Annotated in this window: 16 protein-coding genes and 1 other annotated feature; of the genes, 13 read left to right on the forward strand and 3 right to left on the reverse strand. The window is 36.4% G+C overall.

Annotated elements, in window-relative coordinates; all coding sequences use genetic code 11:
* The first annotated feature begins 121 nt into the window (after positions 1–121).
* The 3 genes from queA to yajC are packed head-to-tail and all read left to right on the forward strand — an operon-like array spanning position 122 to position 2,655.
* Positions 122–1,150 carry a tRNA preQ1(34) S-adenosylmethionine ribosyltransferase-isomerase QueA gene (gene queA / locus ACTXGU_RS06870; RefSeq protein WP_443480809.1) on the forward strand — a complete coding sequence of 343 codons (1,029 nt, stop codon included), beginning with the start codon at positions 122–124 and terminating at the stop codon, positions 1,148–1,150.
* Between the two features lie 49 nt (positions 1,151–1,199).
* Positions 1,200–2,339 (forward strand): tRNA guanosine(34) transglycosylase Tgt, encoded by a 1,140-nt coding sequence (gene tgt, locus ACTXGU_RS06875; protein WP_443480753.1) that lies wholly within the window; start codon positions 1,200–1,202, stop codon positions 2,337–2,339.
* Between the two features lie 31 nt (positions 2,340–2,370).
* Positions 2,371–2,655 carry a preprotein translocase subunit YajC gene (yajC, locus tag ACTXGU_RS06880; protein WP_443480754.1) on the forward strand — a complete coding sequence of 95 codons (285 nt, stop codon included), beginning with the start codon at positions 2,371–2,373 and terminating at the stop codon, positions 2,653–2,655.
* A gap of 38 nt (positions 2,656–2,693) precedes the next feature.
* Here the strand turns inward: yajC and ACTXGU_RS06885 are convergent, their stop codons facing one another.
* Together ACTXGU_RS06885 and spoVB are read right to left on the reverse strand one after the other, a co-directional pair.
* The gene (locus ACTXGU_RS06885) at positions 2,694–3,080 is read right to left on the reverse strand and encodes a TIGR04086 family membrane protein (RefSeq protein ID WP_443480810.1); all 387 of its coding nucleotides are present in this window, start codon (positions 3,078–3,080) and stop codon (positions 2,694–2,696) included.
* A gap of 354 nt (positions 3,081–3,434) precedes the next feature.
* Positions 3,435–4,979 carry a stage V sporulation protein B gene (gene spoVB / locus ACTXGU_RS06890; protein ID WP_443480755.1) on the reverse strand — a complete coding sequence of 515 codons (1,545 nt, stop codon included), beginning with the start codon at positions 4,977–4,979 and terminating at the stop codon, positions 3,435–3,437.
* Positions 4,980–5,187: 208 nt separating this feature from the next.
* Here spoVB and ACTXGU_RS06895 point away from each other — a divergent pair, with 208 nt between their 5' ends.
* The 7 genes from ACTXGU_RS06895 to dtd all read left to right on the forward strand — a co-directional run bounded on the left by ACTXGU_RS06895 (position 5,188) and on the right by dtd (position 14,576).
* Positions 5,188–5,487 (forward strand): post-transcriptional regulator, encoded by a 300-nt coding sequence (locus ACTXGU_RS06895; protein WP_443480756.1) that lies wholly within the window; start codon positions 5,188–5,190, stop codon positions 5,485–5,487.
* A gap of 474 nt (positions 5,488–5,961) precedes the next feature.
* Positions 5,962–8,211: a protein translocase subunit SecDF gene (secDF, locus tag ACTXGU_RS06900; RefSeq protein ID WP_443480757.1), complete on the forward strand. Its 2,250-nt coding sequence runs from the start codon at positions 5,962–5,964 to the stop codon at positions 8,209–8,211.
* Positions 8,212–8,293: 82 nt separating this feature from the next.
* Positions 8,294–8,593 (forward strand): LapA family protein, encoded by a 300-nt coding sequence (locus ACTXGU_RS06905; RefSeq protein ID WP_443480758.1) that lies wholly within the window; start codon positions 8,294–8,296, stop codon positions 8,591–8,593.
* Positions 8,594–8,770: 177 nt separating this feature from the next.
* Positions 8,771–11,140, forward strand: a complete 2,370-nt coding sequence (recJ, locus tag ACTXGU_RS06910; RefSeq protein WP_443480759.1) for a single-stranded-DNA-specific exonuclease RecJ — start codon at positions 8,771–8,773, stop codon at positions 11,138–11,140.
* Positions 11,131–11,643, forward strand: coding sequence for an adenine phosphoribosyltransferase (locus ACTXGU_RS06915; protein WP_443480760.1), 513 nt, complete (start codon positions 11,131–11,133; stop codon positions 11,641–11,643). The genes recJ and ACTXGU_RS06915 overlap by 10 nt, the downstream gene beginning before the upstream one ends.
* 285 nt (positions 11,644–11,928) lie before the next feature.
* A complete protein-coding gene (locus tag ACTXGU_RS06920) occupies positions 11,929–14,124 on the forward strand; it encodes a RelA/SpoT family protein (protein WP_443480761.1) in 2,196 nt (731 codons plus the stop codon).
* Between the two features lie 11 nt (positions 14,125–14,135).
* Positions 14,136–14,576, forward strand: a complete 441-nt coding sequence (gene dtd, locus ACTXGU_RS06925) for a D-aminoacyl-tRNA deacylase (protein WP_443480762.1) — start codon at positions 14,136–14,138, stop codon at positions 14,574–14,576.
* Between the two features lie 560 nt (positions 14,577–15,136).
* Here dtd and ACTXGU_RS06930 read toward each other — a convergent pair.
* The gene (locus tag ACTXGU_RS06930; RefSeq protein WP_443480763.1) at positions 15,137–16,651 is read right to left on the reverse strand and encodes an N-acetylmuramoyl-L-alanine amidase; all 1,515 of its coding nucleotides are present in this window, start codon (positions 16,649–16,651) and stop codon (positions 15,137–15,139) included.
* A 226-nt stretch (positions 16,652–16,877) separates the two neighbouring features.
* Here ACTXGU_RS06930 and ACTXGU_RS06935 point away from each other — a divergent pair, with 226 nt between their 5' ends.
* The 3 genes from ACTXGU_RS06935 to aspS all read left to right on the forward strand — a co-directional run bounded on the left by ACTXGU_RS06935 (position 16,878) and on the right by aspS (position 20,618).
* The gene (locus ACTXGU_RS06935; RefSeq protein WP_443480764.1) at positions 16,878–17,060 is read left to right on the forward strand and encodes a hypothetical protein; all 183 of its coding nucleotides are present in this window, start codon (positions 16,878–16,880) and stop codon (positions 17,058–17,060) included.
* 60 nt (positions 17,061–17,120) lie between these two features.
* Positions 17,121–17,354 (forward strand) — a binding site (T-box leader).
* A 177-nt stretch (positions 17,355–17,531) separates the two neighbouring features.
* Positions 17,532–18,806, forward strand: a complete 1,275-nt coding sequence (gene hisS / locus ACTXGU_RS06940; RefSeq protein WP_443480765.1) for a histidine--tRNA ligase — start codon at positions 17,532–17,534, stop codon at positions 18,804–18,806.
* A 33-nt stretch (positions 18,807–18,839) separates the two neighbouring features.
* Positions 18,840–20,618, forward strand: a complete 1,779-nt coding sequence (gene aspS / locus ACTXGU_RS06945; RefSeq protein WP_443480766.1) for an aspartate--tRNA ligase — start codon at positions 18,840–18,842, stop codon at positions 20,616–20,618.
* Positions 20,619–20,801 lie beyond the last annotated feature (183 nt).

A 20,801-nucleotide genomic window follows, 5' to 3' on the forward strand; every position in this document is an offset into this window, starting at 1 on the left:
GCGTATGCGACGAGGAGGCTCGACGCTCGCCCACGGAAAGCGAAGTGTATGCAGGCTGCGCGCTTAAAGCAACAATCTATACGAAAATAGCCAAAGAAATAAGAGAAAACAGGTGACAAGATTGAAAGTAGAATTATTTGATTTTTATCTGCCAGAAGAACTGATTGCCCAAACGCCTTTAGAGGATAGAACGAGCAGCAGACTAATGGTTGTTAATAAAACAACTGGCAGCCTAATCAATCGAAAATTTAAAGATATAATCGACTATATAAATCCGGGAGACTGTCTTGTTTTAAATGATACAAGAGTACTTCCAGCAAGACTATATGGGGAAAAAGAAGGAACTGGCGCTCATATTGAGGTTCTGCTATTAAAGCAGCAAGAAGGCGATCAATGGGAAACACTCGTGAAGCCAGCTAAACGGGTAAAAGCTGGTACGGTTATTTCCTTTGGGAATGGCAAATTAAAGGCGGTATGTGTAGAAGAATTAGAACATGGCGGCAGAATTCTTGATTTTCAATATGACGGCATCTTTTATGAAATATTAGATGAGCTGGGAGAAATGCCTCTTCCTCCGTATATTAAAGAAGTATTAGACGATCAAGACAGATATCAAACAGTCTATGCAAAAGAAAGGGGATCTGCTGCGGCTCCAACGGCAGGACTGCATTTTACAGAAGCGCTATTAGAGGAGTTAAAGGCAAAAGGTGTTCATATTGCTTTTATTACACTTCATGTTGGCTTAGGGACATTCCGGCCAGTAAGTGTTGATGATGTCGATGCCCATGAAATGCATGCGGAATTTTACCAGCTAACAGCGGGAACGGCAACGTTATTAAATAAAGTAAAAGCAGAAGGCGGCAGAATTATTTCTGTAGGCACGACGTCGACGAGAACACTAGAAACGATTGCATCAGCAAATGATGGCGTATTTGTAGAAAAAAGCGGGTGGACGAATATTTTTATTTATCCAGGCTATGAATTTAAAGGAATAGACGGGATGATTACGAACTTTCATCTTCCTAAATCTACGCTTATTATGCTCGTAAGTGCACTTTGCGGCAGGGAAAATATTTTACATGCCTACGAAACAGCTGTAAAAGAAAGATACCGTTTTTTCAGTTTTGGGGATGCGATGTTTATTCAATAGCTTGTATAATTAGGTAAGAAAATTAGAGATGATTAAAGGAGAAAACACATTGACAGCAATACGCTATGAATTAATTAAAACGTGTAAACAAACGGGAGCAAGATTAGGAATCGTCCATACTCCCCACGGATCTTTTGAAACACCTACGTTTATGCCAGTAGGAACATTGGCAACGGTAAAAACAATGGCTCCAGAAGATTTAAAAACAATGGGCGCCAATATTATTTTAAGTAATACGTACCATTTATGGCTGCGCCCAGGTCATGAAATCGTTAAAGAAGCTGGTGGTCTGCATAAATTTATGAACTGGGATAAAGCAATTTTAACAGATTCAGGCGGGTTCCAAGTATTCAGTTTAAGCGATTTTCGCAAAATTGAAGAAGAAGGTGTACACTTCCGCAACCACTTAAATGGAGACAAGTTATTCCTTTCTCCTGAAAAAGCGATGGAAATTCAAAATGCATTAGGCTCTGATATTATGATGGCATTTGATGAGTGCCCTCCGTATCCAGCTGAATATGATTATATGAAGAGATCAGTCGAAAGAACATCCAGATGGGCAGAGCGCTGTTTAAAGGCACATCAGAGATCGCAAGACCAAGGGTTGTTTGGCATTATTCAAGGCGGGGAATACGAAGAATTAAGAAAACAAAGTGCAAGAGATTTAGTTTCTTTAGACTTTCCTGGCTATGCTATTGGCGGGTTATCGGTTGGAGAACCAAAAGATGTGATGAACCGAGTATTAGAGTTTACGGCACCATTAATGCCAGATAATAAACCTCGCTATTTAATGGGAGTAGGCTCGCCGGATTCGTTAATTGACGGCGCTATTCGTGGAATTGATATGTTTGATTGTGTGCTTCCAACAAGAATTGCAAGAAATGGTACGGTGATGACAAGTGAAGGCCGGTTGGTTGTAAAAAATGCAAAATACGCAAGAGACTTTAGTCCATTAGACCCTAATTGTGACTGTTATACTTGTAAAAATTATAGTCGTGCATACATTCGTCACTTGATACGATGTGACGAAACATTCGGAATTCGACTTACATCTTACCATAATCTTTATTTTCTGTTAAACTTAATGGTGAATGTCCGACAAGCGATCCGCGAAGATCGACTAGGTGACTTCAAAGAAGAATTTTTTGAACGTTATGGATTTAATAAACCGAACGCTAAAAACTTCTAAATAGAAAACAAGTTGAAAGGAGGGGAAATAGATGCAACAACTTATTAGCATAGCTCCATTTATTGGAATCTTTGTCCTGTTTTACTTTTTGTTAATTCGTCCACAGCAAAAACGCCAAAAAGCGGTGAGACAAATGCAAAGTGAACTGAAAAAAGGGGACAAGGTGGTAACAATCGGAGGTCTTCATGGTATTGTAGATGCAATTAATGAAGGTACAGTTGTTATCAAATGCGGAGATGGCAGCCGTCTTACATACGATCGTAATGCTGTTCGTGATGTAACACCAGCTTCTAGTCCTGTATTAGATAAGGCTTAATAAAGCACAGAAAGCAGCAGGGACTCCTGCTGCTTTTCTTATATGGAACTGCTTTTTGAGAGGTTTACTCCTAAAATGCCGCCCATCATGCATATTAACGTATAGCATATATGATAGATGAACTGTTCTGCTGTAAATAGCTGATCTAGACCTAAATACGTGAATAAAAACACAATAACAGAATAGATTAATCCTGTTACCCCTCCAAGAAACCAGCCTTTCTGCTTTCCTTTCCCACCAGAAATAAATCCACCAGAAAATAAAGTAATAAATGAGACAGCAGTAATGATGTACTGGAGTGAAGATTCTTGCAGAGATGTAAATCTTAATAGTAAGGAAAATATGATACTGCTTGTAATTAACAGAATAAATATGGAAATCAGCCCATATAAAACGGCGCTTCCAACATGTTTACTTTCTTCGATTGTAACCCTCTCCCTTCCAAACTCTCTTTATGCATTCTAGTACAAGCATATTCACCATTTTGAAAAATAGAATCAAAAAATAATGGCTGTTTTCGTATAGATTGTTGCTTATAAACTCGCAGCCCGAATACACTTCGCTTTCCGGTGGGCGAGCGTCGAGCCTCCTCGTCGTATAAGCTCCTGTGGGGTCTCGTCTTTCTCGCATTCCCACAGGAGTCTACGTGTATTCAGTCTGCTGAGTACTTCTTCTCCCATTTTTTTTCGTAAAAAACAATAATCTTTGAGAAAACAGCCAAAATAATAAAGGAAGCTTTTGCTGAACAAGTATAGGGACTAGTCCACAGAATAGATGAATTAAGCAAAAAGGGGACCAATCCACGGGAATTTCTTTAAATCTTCTTTTTTTATTAAGTTAAAAATCAATAATAGAAATAAATAAATGATGCTTATGATGCAGGTAATTATGATTACTTTAACCGGCAAGGACATAATGGAAATCATGTTCGTTAACTTTGTCCCAATATAACCGGTAACAAAGATAATCAACATCATTTTTATGTAATCTCTCACATAGATGGAAAAGCTGATTGTTTTTATAATGGTTGCCAAATGAAGCATAGTCACAAGGACAAACCCAACAATTAAAGCAATGGCAACTCCGTATATTCCAAATTCAGGGCGGCTGGCTAAAAATAAAATTACAGCTGTCTTCACAGCAGCCCCGATAAAACTGTTGATCATAGCAGCACGGGCAAAATTAAGTGCTTGAAGTGTTGCCTGAAGAGGGCCTTGATAATAATTTAAAATAAAAAAAGGTGCCATTAGCTGAATAAAAGTTGTTCCTCTTGAACTATGATACATAACGGACATCAGTGGTTCTGCCAGCACAAACAAAACAACGACGGCAAGACCTCCTGTCATAAAAGTGAATAAAAGCGCCTTCTGCAATAAATAATCGATTTTTTCATATTGATTATTTGCTTTCGCTTCACTAATCGCAGGAACAAGGGAAGTGGAAAGCGATTGGGTAAAAAAAGACGGCAGCATTAATAAAGGAAGGGCGAACCCTGTTAAGACACCATATTGTTTTGTTGCATTAACCGCTGTTAAACCTGCTATTGATAAACTATGTGCCACAACAATGGGTTCTAAAAACCAGGCAATGCTTCCGATTAATCTGCTTCCAGTTGTCGGCAGAGCAACTTGCATCAATTCCTGAAAGGTCGATTTTCCGTTTACGACATACTGAAAAAATTTTTTCCGAAAAGGAAATGATTTTTTCCATTTAAAAGATGTTAATAAAAAAAGCAAGGAAGCTAGTTCCCCTAGCACAGATGCTAACATGGCGCCAGCAGCGGCGTATTCAATGCCAAACGGTAAAAATGCTTTTGTGAGAGCTGCTATAAGGGTAATGCGGATGACTTGTTCGATGACTTGTGATGTCGCAGCTGGCCGCATATTTTGGCGCCCTTGAAAATAGCCTCTTAGTATAGATGAAACAGCGATAATAGGTATAATTGGTGAAATTGCTATGAGCGGCTGCAATGTTCTAGGATCTGTAAATAAAGTATGTGATAAATAAGGGGCAAGCAAAAATAAAGCAGGTGTAAACAAAACAGTAAGAGCTAATGTAGTAGCTAATGATACAACTAATATGGATTTGACTTTTCGATTATTTCCTTCTGCCTCAGCCTCGGCAACATTTTTCGAGATTGCAACAGGCAGTCCAAATTGAGTGATGGTTACGACAAGGATAAGCGTAGGATATACCATCATATATAAGCCAACGCCATCTTCCCCGATAAATCTTGCAATCACGATGCGATTAATAAATCCTAGTACCCTTGTGATAAATCCTGCTACTAATAAAATCATGGTTCCTTTTAAAAACTTAGACATTTAATTCCCTGCCTTCTCAAATTGCGATTCATGCTATACAATTAACTATATGCAATAAAGTGGACAAAGCATGACAAGGAATGATGATTTTTTGTTGTTTGTCTTATAGAAAGAGTTGTTATAAGGGCAATGTATATGAATTGGAAAGTAATGAAAAAGTGAACGTGTTTGATCAGACTGATTAAATAAACAGAGGAGCTGTTGTAGTATGTCATCAGCGCATTTATATGATCATTATCGAAAAGAACTGCAACCTGTGTTAAAAAGTAAATTAGAAGAATTTCATTTACTAGGATATGAAACGATAACAGAAGATGAATTATGGTTTTACTTAACAAAGAAAAAGTGGAAAAAACCTTCCGATAGCGGCAGAATGTTTATTTTGGTACAGGATATATTACATGTGAAAATCGGAGAATTTATGAATTTTACTACTATTGAAGCATATAAGATGGAAGATTTCTTTTCTGTATTATCAGAAGAAGAGAAAAAAGAATTGCTAAAGTAAGTAGGTTATTTTCCTGTATATATAGGTAGTAAGACCTCCGTCAATAGAAGGGCCACTTTATGATATTTTTTTGAACAAATTGACAGCTATCTTAATCTGTTTCATAATGGGGGTATTCCATAAACAAAATAGTGATTGATTGAAAACTATATCTTGATTATGATTGACCCGACAATAGCTGCTTAACTTCAAGTTTACATTTTAAAGTGTGTATTCAAAAAGGAAACAAATGAGAAGTTTTAATTTGCTGTCTTTTTTGAGAAACTACTAAAGTTATATCTGTAGCCATCCTGTCATGAAATAGAGGTGATGTTTCCTCTTCAGTAGGATGGCTTGCGTTTGTAATGACAAAAATGTAACTATATTCATATTACATAGTAAAAAATAATAAATTCATGAACATAATAATAGTTAGTTATTGTTAAGTTTAAAAAAAGTCATCTTTTGTTTATCTTTGAGGAGGATCAATACATAATGGTAAAAAGAAGTAGAATTATTGCTTTCTTGTTAATTATCCTACTTTGTGTCGGCTTAATGGGCGGTACAACAAAAAATATTTTAAATCATATTAAATTAGGATTAGACCTTCAAGGGGGATTTGAAGTTCTTTATGAAGTAACGCCAATTGAGGGCGGGCAAAAAATAACGAAAGATGTTCTAACCAGTACTGCACAAGCTCTTAATAAACGGGTAGACGTATTAGGCGTAAGTGAACCAAGCATTCAAGTTGAAGGCGAAGATCGGATACGAGTACAGCTTGCTGGTGTAACAGATCAAAACAAAGCAAGGGAGATTCTTTCAACAGAAGCCAATCTTTCTTTTCGTGATGTCAATGACAAGAAGTTAATGGATGGATCTGATCTTGTCGAAGGTGGAGCTTCTCAAGGTTTTGATCAAAATGGAAAACCTAGTGTGTCGCTTAAGCTAAAAAGTGCAAGCAAGTTTAATGATGTGACGCAAAAAGTTTTAGGAAGTGCACTTGTTATTTGGATGGATTATGAAGAAGGCGATTCCTTTAAGGAGGAATCAACAAAAGAACATCCTAAATACTTATCTGCACCAGGAGTTAGTCAAGTATTTAACCAAGATACCGTTTCTATTACAGGAAACTTTACGGTTCAAGAAGCAAAAAATTTAGCGGATTTATTGAATGCAGGAGCATTGCCTGTAAAGCTTGATGAAAAATATTCAACAAGTGTAGGGGCACAATTTGGTGACCAAGCATTAAAAGATACGGTTTTTGCTGGCATCGTTGGGGTAGGAATTGTCTTTTTATTTATGATTCTATACTACCGTTTGCCAGGACTTATTGCGGTTATTACACTTACGGTTTACGTATATTTGAATCTTCTTGTATTAGATTTAATGAATGGTGTATTAACATTGCCGGGGATAGCAGCATTGATTCTCGGGGTTGGTATGGCAGTCGATGCCAATATCATCACGTATGAACGGATTAAGGATGAACTGCGTGTCGGCAAATCGCTGCGTGCTGCTTTCCAGGCAGGGAATAAAAACTCGCTGTCGACTATTTTTGATGCAAATCTGACAACCATTTTAGCTGCTGTCGTTCTATTTGCATATGGGACAAGCTCTGTTAAAGGGTTTGCTACATTATTAATTGTCAGCATCCTTGTCAGCTTTATTACAGCGGTATACGGGTCAAGGTTATTGCTTGGATTGTTAGTAAACAGCAAAGCTTTTAATAAAAAGCCAACATGGTTCGGTGTGAATCGAAAAGATATAAAAGATATTAATGAAAACTATGACACATTAACATTGCCGACAAAATTTGATCGTATCGATTTTGTTAAATATAAAAACATTTTTTTCGCCATCTCAGGTGTATTGATTGCGGCAGGTATTATCATCCTATTTGTGTTTAAATTAAATTTAGGCATTGATTTTTCAAGCGGATCCCGTTTGGAAATTATGGCAGATAAATCGTTGACGACAGAAGAATTAAAACAAGAGCTGAAAAAAGTAGGTATTACAGCAGATGATGTTGTGGTGTCTGGAGAAAATCAGCAAGTTGGCGCTGTTCGCATTAAAGGAGATCTTAGTAAAGATAAAATTGCCGAATTAAAAACGGAATTAAAGAATACGTACGGACATGAGCCGAATATAAGCACTGTTTCACCTACTATAGGTAAAGAACTTGCTAAAAATGCATTTTATGCACTGTTGTATGCTTCTATTGGCATCATTATCTATGTAACGATTCGTTTTGAAATATATATGGCACTTGCTGCCGTAATCGCTTTGCTGCATGATGCGTTCTTTATAGTCGTTATTTTCAGCTTTACAAGACTAGAAGTAGATATAACATTTATTGCGGCTGTATTAACGATTGTTGGTTATTCGATCAATGATACGATTGTTACATTCGACCGTATTAGAGAAAACTTAGCGAAGCAAAAACGTATTCAAACTGCCCAGGAAATTAAAGACATAATTAATAGAAGTTTAAGGCAAACATTTGCCCGTTCTATCAATACAGTGTTGACGGTTGTTATCTGTGTTACTGCATTATTAATTTTCGGCAGTGATTCAATTAAAAACTTCTCACTTGCATTGTTAATCGGCTTAATCGGAGGCGCCTATTCTTCCATTTTCATCGCATCACAATTATGGTATGTGTGGAAGAAGAAGGAACTGAAGAAAAAAGGTGTCCTTATTACGGTGAAAGAAAAACGCAAAAATACAGATCAGCCTCAAGTTTAATGGGCTTTATAAAGGCAGGACCATATCCTTATCAATAAAAAGAATGTGGTTCTGTTTTTTACAATTAAGGGAGGGAAGAAAGATGAAAAGACAATGGAGTTTATTATTTGGGATATTATTTGCAATTATTGTTGCAGTATTTGCTGTTATAAATGTTGAACCTGTTACCGTAAATTATTTATTTGGGAAAAGTGAGTGGCCTCTAGTATTAGTGATTTTGATTTCTGTATTGCTTGGAGGCTTAATGATTGGATCAACGGGTATTGTAAAAATTTTTTCTTTGCAGCGAAAATTAAAGACCGTTACGAAAGAAAAAGTAGAATTGGAAGAAAAATTAAGCAAATACGAGGAAATGCAGCCAGTAGTCGAAGGAGAAAATTAATAATTCATGGGGCTGACTCCAAAGGTCGATAATGATTGATCTTTGGAGTCAGCTTTTTTGTATGCAGGCTGCGCGTTTAAAAGCAACAATCTATACGAAAACAGCCAATCCCTTTAACGAGTTCTCCATTGATAGGATAAGATACAGCTTGTATAATGATTAGATTGGGGTGATGATATGTTACGTTCAAAAACAAGATGGATTACACAAAATAATCAATCAGAAGCGATTGTCGCTGAATTGGTACAACAATTAAACATTACACCTCTTGTTGCTTCTCTGCTCGTTAATCGCGGGATTAGAACGGTTGCTGAAGCGCAAGAGTTTTTATTTGATCATAATCAAGAATTTCATGATCCTTATTTGCTATTACATATGGAAACGGCAGTAGAAAGAATTCGCACTGCAATTAACAAGGAAGAGCAGATATTAATTTTTGGAGATTATGACTGTGACGGAGTAACAAGCACAACGGTCATGATGAAAGCATTGGAAGATTTAGGAGCGAATGTGCAATTTTATATTCCAAACCGTTTTACAGAAGGTTATGGTCCGAATGAAGCTGCATTTCGTTATGCTGCAAGTATAGGAATAAATTTAATTATTACTGTAGATACAGGGATTGCAGCAGTCCATGAAGCAAATATTGCAAAAGAATTAGGAGTAGATTTGATTATTACGGATCACCATGAACCTGGTCCAGAATTACCAGATGCGTATGCGATTATTCATCCGAAAATTCCTGGCAGCACCTATCCTTTTCACGAGTTGGCTGGTGTCGGGGTATCCTTTAAAGTGGCTCACGCCTTATATGGTGAAGTTCCTGAGCATTTACTGCAGTTTGCAGCAATTGGCACCATAGCGGATTTAGTTTCTCTAACGGGAGAGAACCGGTTAATCGCCAAACGAGGCATCAAAAAACTGCGTCAAACAAGCAATGTTGGATTAAAAGCTTTACTAAAGCAAATGAATGTAGAAGCAAATGCAATAGATGAAGAAACAATCGGTTTTATGATTGCACCTAGAATTAATGCAGTAGGGCGTCTTGATAGTGCAGATCCTGCTGTTGAGCTGCTGTTAACAGATGATGAGGAAATGGCAGGACCCCTTGCGTTAGAAATGGAAGATATCAATAAAGAACGTCAATCCATTGTAAATAAAATAACTGAAGAAGCGGTAGAACAAGTAGAATCACAGTTTCCTTTAGAGGAAAACCGGGTCATCATTGTTGGAAAAGAAGGCTGGAACCCTGGCGTTGTCGGCATCGTCGCATCACGTTTAGTAGAAAAGTTTTACCGACCGACTATTGTTCTTGGATTCGATGAAGAAAAAGGGATTGCAAAAGGATCGGCAAGAAGCATTGCAGGCTTTGATTTATATAAAAACTTGTCTACATGCCGAGATATTCTTCCTCATTTTGGGGGACATCCAATGGCGGCTGGAATGACTTTGCAGTTAGAGAATGTAAACGAATTAAGACAAAGATTAAATAGGCTTGCTTTTGAACAGCTGCAAGAGGAAGATCTCATTCCGTTAACTTCTGTAGACGGCAGCTTTACATTAGGAGAATTAAACCTTGAAGCCATTCAAGAAATGCAGCAATTGGCGCCGTTTGGCGTGGATAATGTAAAACCGAAAGTAGTGTTAAACAATACGGAAATGGAAAGCATTCGAAAAATTGGAGCCAATCAAAATCATTTAAAGATCTTATTAAAACAAGGAGAAGATAAGCTTGATGGTATTGGTTTTGGAATAGGAGATTTGTATGAACATATTTCTCCATCAGCAAAACTAGACATATTAGGACAGCTATCCATTAATGAATGGAATAATATAAAAAAAGCGCAAATTTTTATTCAAGATATCATGGTGAAAACTTGGCAGCTTTTTGATTATCGCGGTGCTTTGCAGGTCGAAAAGATAGTCGATAAAATCCCAAAAAAAGATTCAATATGGATATTTTTTCAACAAGATACGTTAAATGCTGAGATGGAAAAGCAAGTGCCGAATTATCTCCTTGTAGAAACGATGGAACAGGCTGCGGCTTTTTCATGCAAAGAAAAAGTAATGGTGTTAGCTGATTTTCCAAAAAACATAGATATTGTCAAGCAGCTTTTATCTAATGTAGAACTAGAAAGAATTTATGCTGTCTTTTATAAACAGCAAAGTGACTATTTTAGCACGATGCCGACAAGAGAGCATTTTAAATGGTTTTATGGATTTTTAGCCAAACAAGGTAAATTCCATTATGAAAAGTATCGAAATGAACTGGCAAAAAGACAAGGGTGGAGTAATGAAACAATTGTTTTTATGACAAAGGTGTTTTTTGAGTTGAATTTTGTTACAATGGAAAATGGATTTATTTCGTTGAATAAGAATACAGATAGAAAAGATTTGACAGAGTCACCGTCATTTCAACAGAAGCAAGCACAGTTTACGCTTGAAAAAGACTTAATTTACTCATCATATGAGCAATTAAAAAATTGGTTTGATCTTATTCTAAAAAAATCCGTTCATAATGAGGAGGAAGTAAAAAAATGGATTTGAAACAGTTTGTCACAATTGTTGAAGATTGGCCAAAACCAGGAATTAGATTTAAAGATATTACAACATTAATGGATAATGGTGAAGCATATAAATACGCAACAGACCAAATTGTTGCCTATGCAAAGGAAAAAGAAATTGATCTTGTTGTTGGGCCAGAGGCTCGAGGGTTTATTATTGGATGTCCGGTTGCTTATTCTTTAGGAGTTGGTTTTGCTCCAGTAAGGAAAGAAGGAAAGCTTCCCCGTGAAACAGTTAAAGTAGAATATGGGTTAGAGTATGGACAAGATGTGTTGACAATGCATAAAGATGCGATTAAACCAGGTCAAAAAGTGTTGATTACTGATGATCTTCTTGCAACTGGCGGAACAATTGAAGCAACAATTAAACTAGTAGAAAGCCTTGGCGGAGTAGTTGCAGGTATTGCTTTTTTAATTGAATTATCTTATTTGGAAGGCCGTAAAAACCTTCAAGGTTATGATTTATTAACGTTAATGAAATACTAATTTTTTATGTAGTAGAGCGCTGGAAACAGTGCTTTTTTTTAAATGGATAATTTTGTCATTGGATAAAGATAATGACTTTTTTCGACATTGTTTTTATTTACTTAAGAAAATTTCCAGTATTCTCTTTACAAGCCTCTTTATTTTAATAATAATAGAAATAATGATTCTAAAATTATCACTATTCTAGCAAGAGTTGTTATGCTAAGCAAAACTTCCTGGTAGAATAGAAATAATGTAATTTTTATGATAAATTTTAATAATAAACGGAATATGAAAGGTGATTACATGGCGAATGATCAAGTATTAACCGCCGAACAAGTCATCGACAAGACGAAAGGGTATTTAAACGAAGAGCATACAGCATTTATTCAGCAAGCATATGACTATGCTAAAGAAGCTCATCGTGAACAATATAGAAAATCTGGGGAACCATATATTATTCATCCCATTCAAGTTGCAGGAATTCTGGCTGATTTACAGATGGATCCAGCTACAGTTGCTGCAGGTTTTCTCCATGATGTTGTTGAAGACACAGATGTCACATTAGATGATATTAGCAATAGCTTTAACAAAGAAGTGGCCATGCTCGTTGACGGCGTTACAAAGCTCGGAAAAATCAAGTATAAATCTCATGAAGAACAACAAGCGGAAAATCATCGCAAAATGTTTGTTGCAATGGCACAAGACATTCGAGTCATTTTAATAAAACTTGCGGACAGACTCCATAATATGCGTACATTAAAACATTTACCTGCCGAGAAACAGCGTCGCATTTCTAATGAAACATTAGAAATATTTGCTCCATTGGCGCATCGGTTGGGGATATCAACGATTAAATGGGAGTTAGAAGACACTGCATTACGATATATGAATCCACAGCAATATTATCGTATTGTTAATTTAATGAAGAAAAAACGGGAAGAGCGAGAGCAATATTTAGATGAAGTTGTTTCGGAAATACGTCAAGGAACAAATGAAGTCAAGATTGACTCCGATATTTCAGGACGACCGAAGCATATATATAGCATTTATCGAAAAATGATTCTTCAAAATAAACAATTTAATGAAATATACGATTTACTTGCAGTTCGAATCATTGTCAATAGCATTAAAGATTGCTACGCGGTTCTTGGTATTATTCATACACGCTGGAAACCGATGCCAGGACGATTTAAAGATTATATTGCAATGCCAAAAGCAAATATGTATCAATCTTTGCATACAACAGTAATTGGTCCAAAAGGGGACCCTTTAGAAGTGCAAATTCGGACAACGGATATGCATCGAATCGCAGAGTTTGGTATTGCTGCACACTGGGCTTATAAAGAAGGAAAATCTGCTGAAGAAGGAACTTCACTTGATGAAAAATTATCTTGGTTTAGAGAAATTTTAGATTTTCAAGAAGATACAATTAATGCAGAAGAATTTATGGAAAATTTAAAAATTGATTTGTTTTCCGATATGGTGTTTGTTTTTACACCAAAAGGAGATGTGTTTGAACTTCCTTCTGGTTCTGTGCCAATCGATTTTGCCTATAGAGTTCATTCCGAAATTGGCAATAAAACAATTGGAGCAAAAGTAAACGGTAAGATGGTTACCCTTGATTATAAATTAAAAACCGGGGATATTGTTGAAATACACACAAGCAAGCATTCGTATGGTCCAAGTCAAGATTGGATTAAAATAGCACAAACATCCCAAGCAAAAAATAAAATTAGACAATTCTTTAAAAAACAGCGTAAAGAAGAAAATGTGGAAAAAGGGAAAGAGTTAGTAGAAAAAGAAATTCGCAATATGGAGTTTGATTTAAAAGAAATTCTAACCCCTGAAAACATTAAAGCTGTTATGGAAAAATACAACTTTATTTATGAAGAAGATATGTTTGCAGCCGTTGGCTATAATGGAATTACCGCGTTGCAGGTAGCGAATCGTTTAACGGAAAAATGGCGCAAAAAACGGGATGCCGAACAAACTGCGACAATTTCGAATGCGGTTGCAGAACTTAAATCTTTTCCAACAAATAAAAAAAGAGCATCTGGTGTTCGCGTGTCTGGGATCGACAATTTACTTATTCGTCTTTCACGCTGCTGCAATCCTGTTCCAGGAGATGATATTGTTGGTTTTATCACAAAAGGAAGAGGGGTATCTGTACACCGAGCAGATTGCACCAATATTGATACAGAAGATGCAAAAGCCCGATTAATTCCAGTTGAATGGGAAACGAATTTAAATGACCGGAAAGAATATAATGTTGATATTGAAATCAGCGGATATGACCGCAGAGGCTTATTGAATGAAGTATTACAGGCGGTTAATGAATCGAAAACCAATATTTCGGCTGTTTCTGGTAAATCGGACCGCAATAAAATGGCGACTATTACGATGTCAATCTTTATTCTTAATGTGAACCACCTGCAAAAAGTAGTCGATCGTATAAAACAAATTCCAGATGTATATTTTGTACGAAGAATTATGAATTAAGGAGAACAACAATGCGTGTCGTTTTACAAAGAGCAAAAAAAGCAAAAGTTGAAGTGGACGGAACAGTTGTCGGAAGTATCCAAAAAGGGTATGTGCTACTAGTTGGCATCACCCATGAAGATACATTAGAGGATGTTCAGTATTTAGCTGAAAAAATAGCAGGTTTACGTGTTTTTGAAGATGAGACAGGTAAAATGAATACGAGTATTGTAGAAGTAGACGGTTCAATTTTATCGATTTCTCAATTTACCTTATATGGAGATACACGTAAAGGCAGAAGGCCAAACTTTATGAATGCAGCTAAACCTGAATATGCAGAAAATTTATATAATGAATTTAATGTAGCATTAAGAAATAAAGGCTTACTCGTTGAAACCGGCAAGTTCGGCAGTATGATGGATATATCCTTAATTAATGATGGACCAGTGACCTTAATTTTAGAAAGTAAATAAAGAGACAAGGAAAAAAATCGTTTTTTTGGACAAGTTAGCTTCTAGCAGCTAATTTATTAAAAAACGATTTTTTTTTGCAAATAAAAGGTTAAGTCTAATGGTTTTTCTAATCAAAAGGCTCTGTTAAATTCCATTATTAATTTTGGTTGTTTTTTCAAAGTTTGTTGTTTTTTACATAAAACATTTGGAAAAGTGTTTCTTAGCAGCCTGCATACACGTAGACTCCTGTGGGAATGCGAGAAAGACGAGACCCCGCAGGAGCGTATGCGACGAGGAGGCTCGACGCTCGCCCACGGAAAGCGAAGTGTATGCAGGCTGCGGCGTTTAAAAGCAACAATCTATACGAAAACAGCATTAATTTTCAAAAGGTCAGGGAATCTACGCATTTTACGTGGACGAACCAGCAAGTCTTCTCGCTCGTACCTCACTGCGGGGTCTTGCCAGCCCGTTTTTCAGCGAAAGTCTCGCAGATTCCCTTCTCATAAACAACATTATCGTTTATTTGAGCCAATCAAAAGAAAAAACTGTCCCTAATAAAAAGGGACAGCACTCTTTAATGTTTATTGAAAATAATTTGCCAATCCTTGATAAATGGCAGTTGAAACGGTTTCTTGATACTTTTGGGTCGCTACTAACTGCTCTTCTGATGCGTTGCTTAAGTAGCCTAGCTCTAATAACGTGGCAGGCTGAGTATTTTCTCGAAGTACGAAATAATTATTTTGCCTAACACCACGATCGGTTAAGTTTGTCGCTTCAATGATGCTTTCATGCAGTTCATTTGCCAGCTCTTTTTGAGAAGAAGTATAATAATAGCTCGTCATTCCCATGATGGTAGGGTCTTGGACACTATCGTAATGAATGCTGATAAAGGCGTCAGCATGTAAACTGCTGCTTAAATTCACCCTATTTTGCAATGAAAGAAAACTATCATTGGACCTTGTTAAAATGACATTGCTGCCAGCAGCTTTTAATTTATCTGCCAATAAATGAGCAGTACGGATCGTTAAGTCTTTTTCTAATGTGCCAAATATACCAATGGTTCCACTATCTTTGCCCCCGTGTCCGGGGTCAATGACAATTACTTTGTCTTTTAAGTCGCCTTTTTTCGGTTCTGCATTAGCTTCTTTTATTGGATGAGATGCTTCTTTTACAATCCAATTTGCAACATACCCGACATCCCCATCTGATAATTCTATCTTATACCAGTCGCCGATTTCTCCAATTGTTTGAAAAATATCGCCTTTATTAGCAACTAATTTTACATTGGAATGAACAGTGGCATTACTTCTTATATTGGTTCCGTTATAAAGAATCGCTATTTTTGTGTTTGATTTTTTTTCAACAGTATCTTCTTTTTTGTTTTCAAAATCGAGATAATCACTATTTACCCATGCGGAATTTCCAGAATATTGGATGTTCGACCAATTTCCTTGTTGAGAAACAATATGAACAATCGAATCTTTTGCAAGTTTCCCAATAATATCTCCTGTGGTGGATGGGCTGTTCCGAACATTTATTTCTTTTTCTGAGACAGTTGCGGTCTCGGTGTTCGTGCTCACATCCGTTTCCTCAGGTGGGGTGTCCGCATTAACTTCGACAAATTCCTTATGTACCCATCCAGTCCCAACTGCTGTTTCAATTTTTATCCAATCACCATTTTCAGAAAGGATAGTTACAGAAGAATCCTTGCTTAGTGTGTTTATTACAAGGTAGTTTGTTCCGGGACCATTTCGCAGGCGAAGTCCATTTTCTTTCACAAAACCTGTTTGTGATTGAATAGTAGTTGAAGTATCACCAGAATTGCTTTTTGAAACGAGCCAGCTAGCGACCCAGCCTGTTTTTCCTGTATGTAAGTTAATTTCGATCCAATCGGATTGTTCTTGAACAATAGGGTATTCTGTATTTATTTCCATTTGACCGATAATAGCTGCATCGGTATTTGGGCCTTCTCTTATATTAATAATGCTTGCTGAGCTAACCGTTTGGCTGCTTTCCGCCATTCCTTTCATAGTAGGAAAAAATAGAATCATCAATAAAGATAGAAGAAAATAAATGACGTTTTTTCTTGTATTCAATCAATAGAACCTCCTTTCTTTAATAGTAGAAATAAAAATAAAAAAAAACAATGATTTTTTTGTCCTAGTTTTGAACAACCTCATTTACATACCTTTCTAGCCTTAAACTACTTATTCCTTCAAAAACTTTCTTGTATTTATTTTCAAAATTAGACAATAAAAATAAGAAATGAGGCAATTTTTTTCTAAGCTTAGGGAAAAATAGAAGTAACTTTAAGAATAAAGGGTGATTTTCTTGAGATTTGGAGAAAAAAGTTCAGCAGTAAATCAAATTGATGCAAAATTATTAGGCGTTAATCTTCATGACTTTATGGAAAAAGAATCAAATATAACAATTGAATTAGCTTCTGAATTCGGATTATCCCTTGAAGCGGTTAAAAAGCTGAAAAAACAATTAGAAAGAAACTGAAAAGCCTATTGACAATAAAATATATCCTCATTATTATTAAACAATGGATAAGTTATGATGAATTAACCAATGATAGAGAAAAGTAATTAAGAAACACATGAAAAGAGAGGAAATGCCTTAGGCTGCAAGCATTTCTGCATGATGACTTAATGAAAGAACACTCTTTAGGTTTTCTTCTGAACACGCTTTAATAGCCTCAGTAGGAATGAAACGTTAGCAGGCGTTAACTGCAAAGTGGAAGATAAAGATCTTCAATTAGGGTGGTACCACGGGATATAAACTCTCGTCCCTTGTATGGAATGATACAAGGGACGAGAGTTTTTTGTTGTATAAAGGGAAGTCATTAAATGATAAGCGGCGAATCACTACGTTGGTTTGCTTCTAATTTGATGACTTTTTGAACACACATTTAGACAAGTTGGTACTACATTAAAATGAGTGTAATTTGCGGAATAAGGAGGATACATATAAATGCCAATCAATATACCTAGAGGAACGCAGGATATTTTACCTGGTGAAGTAGAAAAATGGCAGTATATCGAAAAAAAGTTAAGAGAAATTTGTGAAAGATTTCAATATAATGAAATTCGCACACCGGTTTTTGAACATACAGAACTATTTTTAAGAAGTGTTGGGGATACAACGGATATTGTGCAAAAAGAGATGTACACATTCCAAGACAGAGGGGAAAGAAGTCTGACATTACGTCCAGAAGGAACTGCTTCAGTTGTTCGCTCATTTGTGGAAAATAAAATGCACGGATATGCTAATCAGCCAATTAAACTTTATTATTGCGGACCAATGTTTCGTTATGAACGTCCGCAGGCAGGACGATTCCGCCAGTTTGTTCAGTTTGGCGTGGAAGCGATCGGAAGCAATGATCCGGCAATTGATGCAGAGGTAATGGCACTGGCGTTTTCCGTATATGAAAGCTTAGGTCTTTCGAAACTAAAGCTAGTAGTAAACAGCCTTGGTGATAAAGACAGTAGAATTGCTCATAGAGAAGCGTTGATTGCTCATTTTAAACCGAGCATCGGTGAATTTTGCCATGATTGTCAAACGCGATTAGAAAAAAATCCAATGAGAATATTAGATTGTAAAAAAGATCGTGAGCATCCATTAATGAACACAGCACCGTCGATTCTTGATTTTTTAAATGAAGCATCTCAGGCATATTTTGAAAAAGTACAGAAATATTTAACGGCTTTAAATATTCCATATGTAGTGGATTCTAATTTAGTTCGTGGATTAGATTATTATAAACATACTGCCTTTGAAATTATGAGTGAAGCAGAAGGATTTGGTGCGATCACGACACTTTGCGGCGGCGGCAGATATGATGGCTTAACAGAAGAATTAGATGGACCAGAAGCACCGGGAATTGGGTTTGCGATGAGTATTGAACGATTGCTTGCATCCCTAAAAGCAGAAAATATTGAATTACCGATCGAAAAAACGATTGATGTTTTTCTTGTTTCATTAGGAGAAGAAGCAAAGGACTATACAGTCGGCCTTCTTAATACTTTGCGACAAGCTGGTTTCTCTGCTGAAAGAGATTATTTAAATCGAAAAATAAAAGGCCAGTTTAAAGCGGCGGATCGTCTTTGTGCCAAGTATGTTGCAGTACTAGGGGAAGATGAATTGCAAAACAATAAAATTAACGTAAAGTCATTAGAAACAGGCGAACAAAAAGAAATAGAATTAAAAAATCTAGTAGATGCTTTAAAAGATTTTTCAGCATATTAATAAAAATAGAGTAGAGTTTTAGGAGGATTCAAGATGTTTGGTAGAACGTATTATTGCGGCGAAGTAACAGAAGCTGCTATTGGAGAAAGTGTTGTCTTAAAAGGTTGGGTGCAGAGAAGACGTGATCTTGGGGGACTTATTTTTATTGATTTAAGAGACCGTACAGGTATCGTACAAATTGTTTTTAATCCAGAAGTGAATAAAGAAGCCATTGAAATTGCAGACAAAGTTCGTAATGAATTTGTGCTTGATATTAAAGGAAAAGTAGTTGCTAGACAAGAAAACACGATTAATGACAAGTTGGAAACTGGCAAAATTGAAATTTTCGTCGAAGGTATTACGATTTTAAATGAATCAAAAACACCGCCGTTTGCTATAGAAGATAAAACGGAAGTAGCAGAAGATGTAAGGTTGAAATACCGTTATTTAGATTTAAGAAGACCAGCTATGTTTGAAACATTTAAAATGCGTCATCAAGTAACGAAAGTGATGAGAGACTTTTTAGATGCAGAAGGCTTTTTAGATATTGAAACACCAATCTTACAGAAAAGCACACCAGAAGGGGCAAGGGATTATCTTGTACCAAGTCGTGTTCATGAAGGTGAGTTTTATGCCCTTCCTCAGTCGCCGCAGCTTTTTAAACAATTATTAATGGTCGGTGGAATTGAACGCTATTATCAAATTGCTCGCTGCTTCCGCGACGAAGATTTGCGCGCAGATCGTCAGCCTGAATTTACTCAGCTCGATATTGAAACAAGCTTTATGAGTCAAGAAGACATTATGAAAATGATGGAAAAGATGATGGCACGAATTATGAAAGAAGTGAAGGGAATAGACGTTGCGCTGCCATTCCCAAGAATGCCTTATGATGAAGCGATGAGCAGATATGGTTCAGATAAACCAGATACTCGTTTTGACATGGAACTAGTGAATCTTTCCGAAATCGTCAAAGATTCAAGTTTTAAAGTGTTTGCAGCTGCAGTTGAAACAGGCGGTCAAGTGAAAGCAATTAATGTGAAGAACGCTAGCGACAAATATTCACGTAAAGATATTGATGCGTTAACTGAATTTGTAAAAGTATACGGTGCAAAAGGGTTAGCATGGTTAAAAGCTGATGAAGAAGGCCTTAAAGGTCCAATCGCTAAATTTATTTCCGAAGAAGAACAAAAGGCAATGGCATCAGCACTTTCGATTGAAAGCGGCGACTTACTATTATTTGTTGCAGATAAAACAAATATTGTTGCGGATAGCTTAGGTACGCTTCGTTTAAAACTTGCAAAAGAATTACAATTAATTGACGAAAGCAAGTTTAATTTCTTATGGGTGACAGACTGGCCATTATTTGAATTCGACGAAGAAGAAGGCCGTTTCTACGCAGCGCATCATCCATTTACAATGCCGCAAAGAGAAGACATCGAATTACTAGATACAAATCCGAAGCAAGTAAAAGCGCAAGCATATGATATTGTCTTAAATGGATATGAGCTTGGCGGAGGATCATTGCGTATTTTTGAAAAGCATATACAAGAAAAAATGTTTAGCCATTTAGGCTTTTCACAAGAAGAAGCATATGAGCAATTTGGTTTCTTATTAGATGCATTCGAATACGGAACACCACCACACGGGGGAATTGCGATTGGTTTAGACCGTTTAATTATGCTATTGTCAGGCAAAACAAATCTTCGTGATACGATTGCCTTCCCAAAAACAGCAAGTGCAAGCTGCTTAATGACAAATGCACCAGGTGAAGTAAGTGAAAATCAATTAAATGAATTGCATCTTGCGTTAAATTTAAGTAAAAAAGATAAGTAATGAAAAGAGGTGGTATTGTAGATTTTTCGACAATACCACCTCTTTTGTGTTATAAAAAATAGGTATAATTAGTAGAAGGTAGTAGCACCATGAAAATTATGATATATTACAAAAGATGTTGCGGGTTTAGATGATATAAAATAAGGATAGTAACTATCTAATCTATACTTAGTATTTATGAGA

Origin of the sequence: Niallia sp. 01092 (assembly GCF_052318935.1) — a bacterium.
In the GTDB taxonomy this organism is placed as follows: Bacteria; Bacillota; Bacilli; order Bacillales; family Cytobacillaceae; genus Niallia.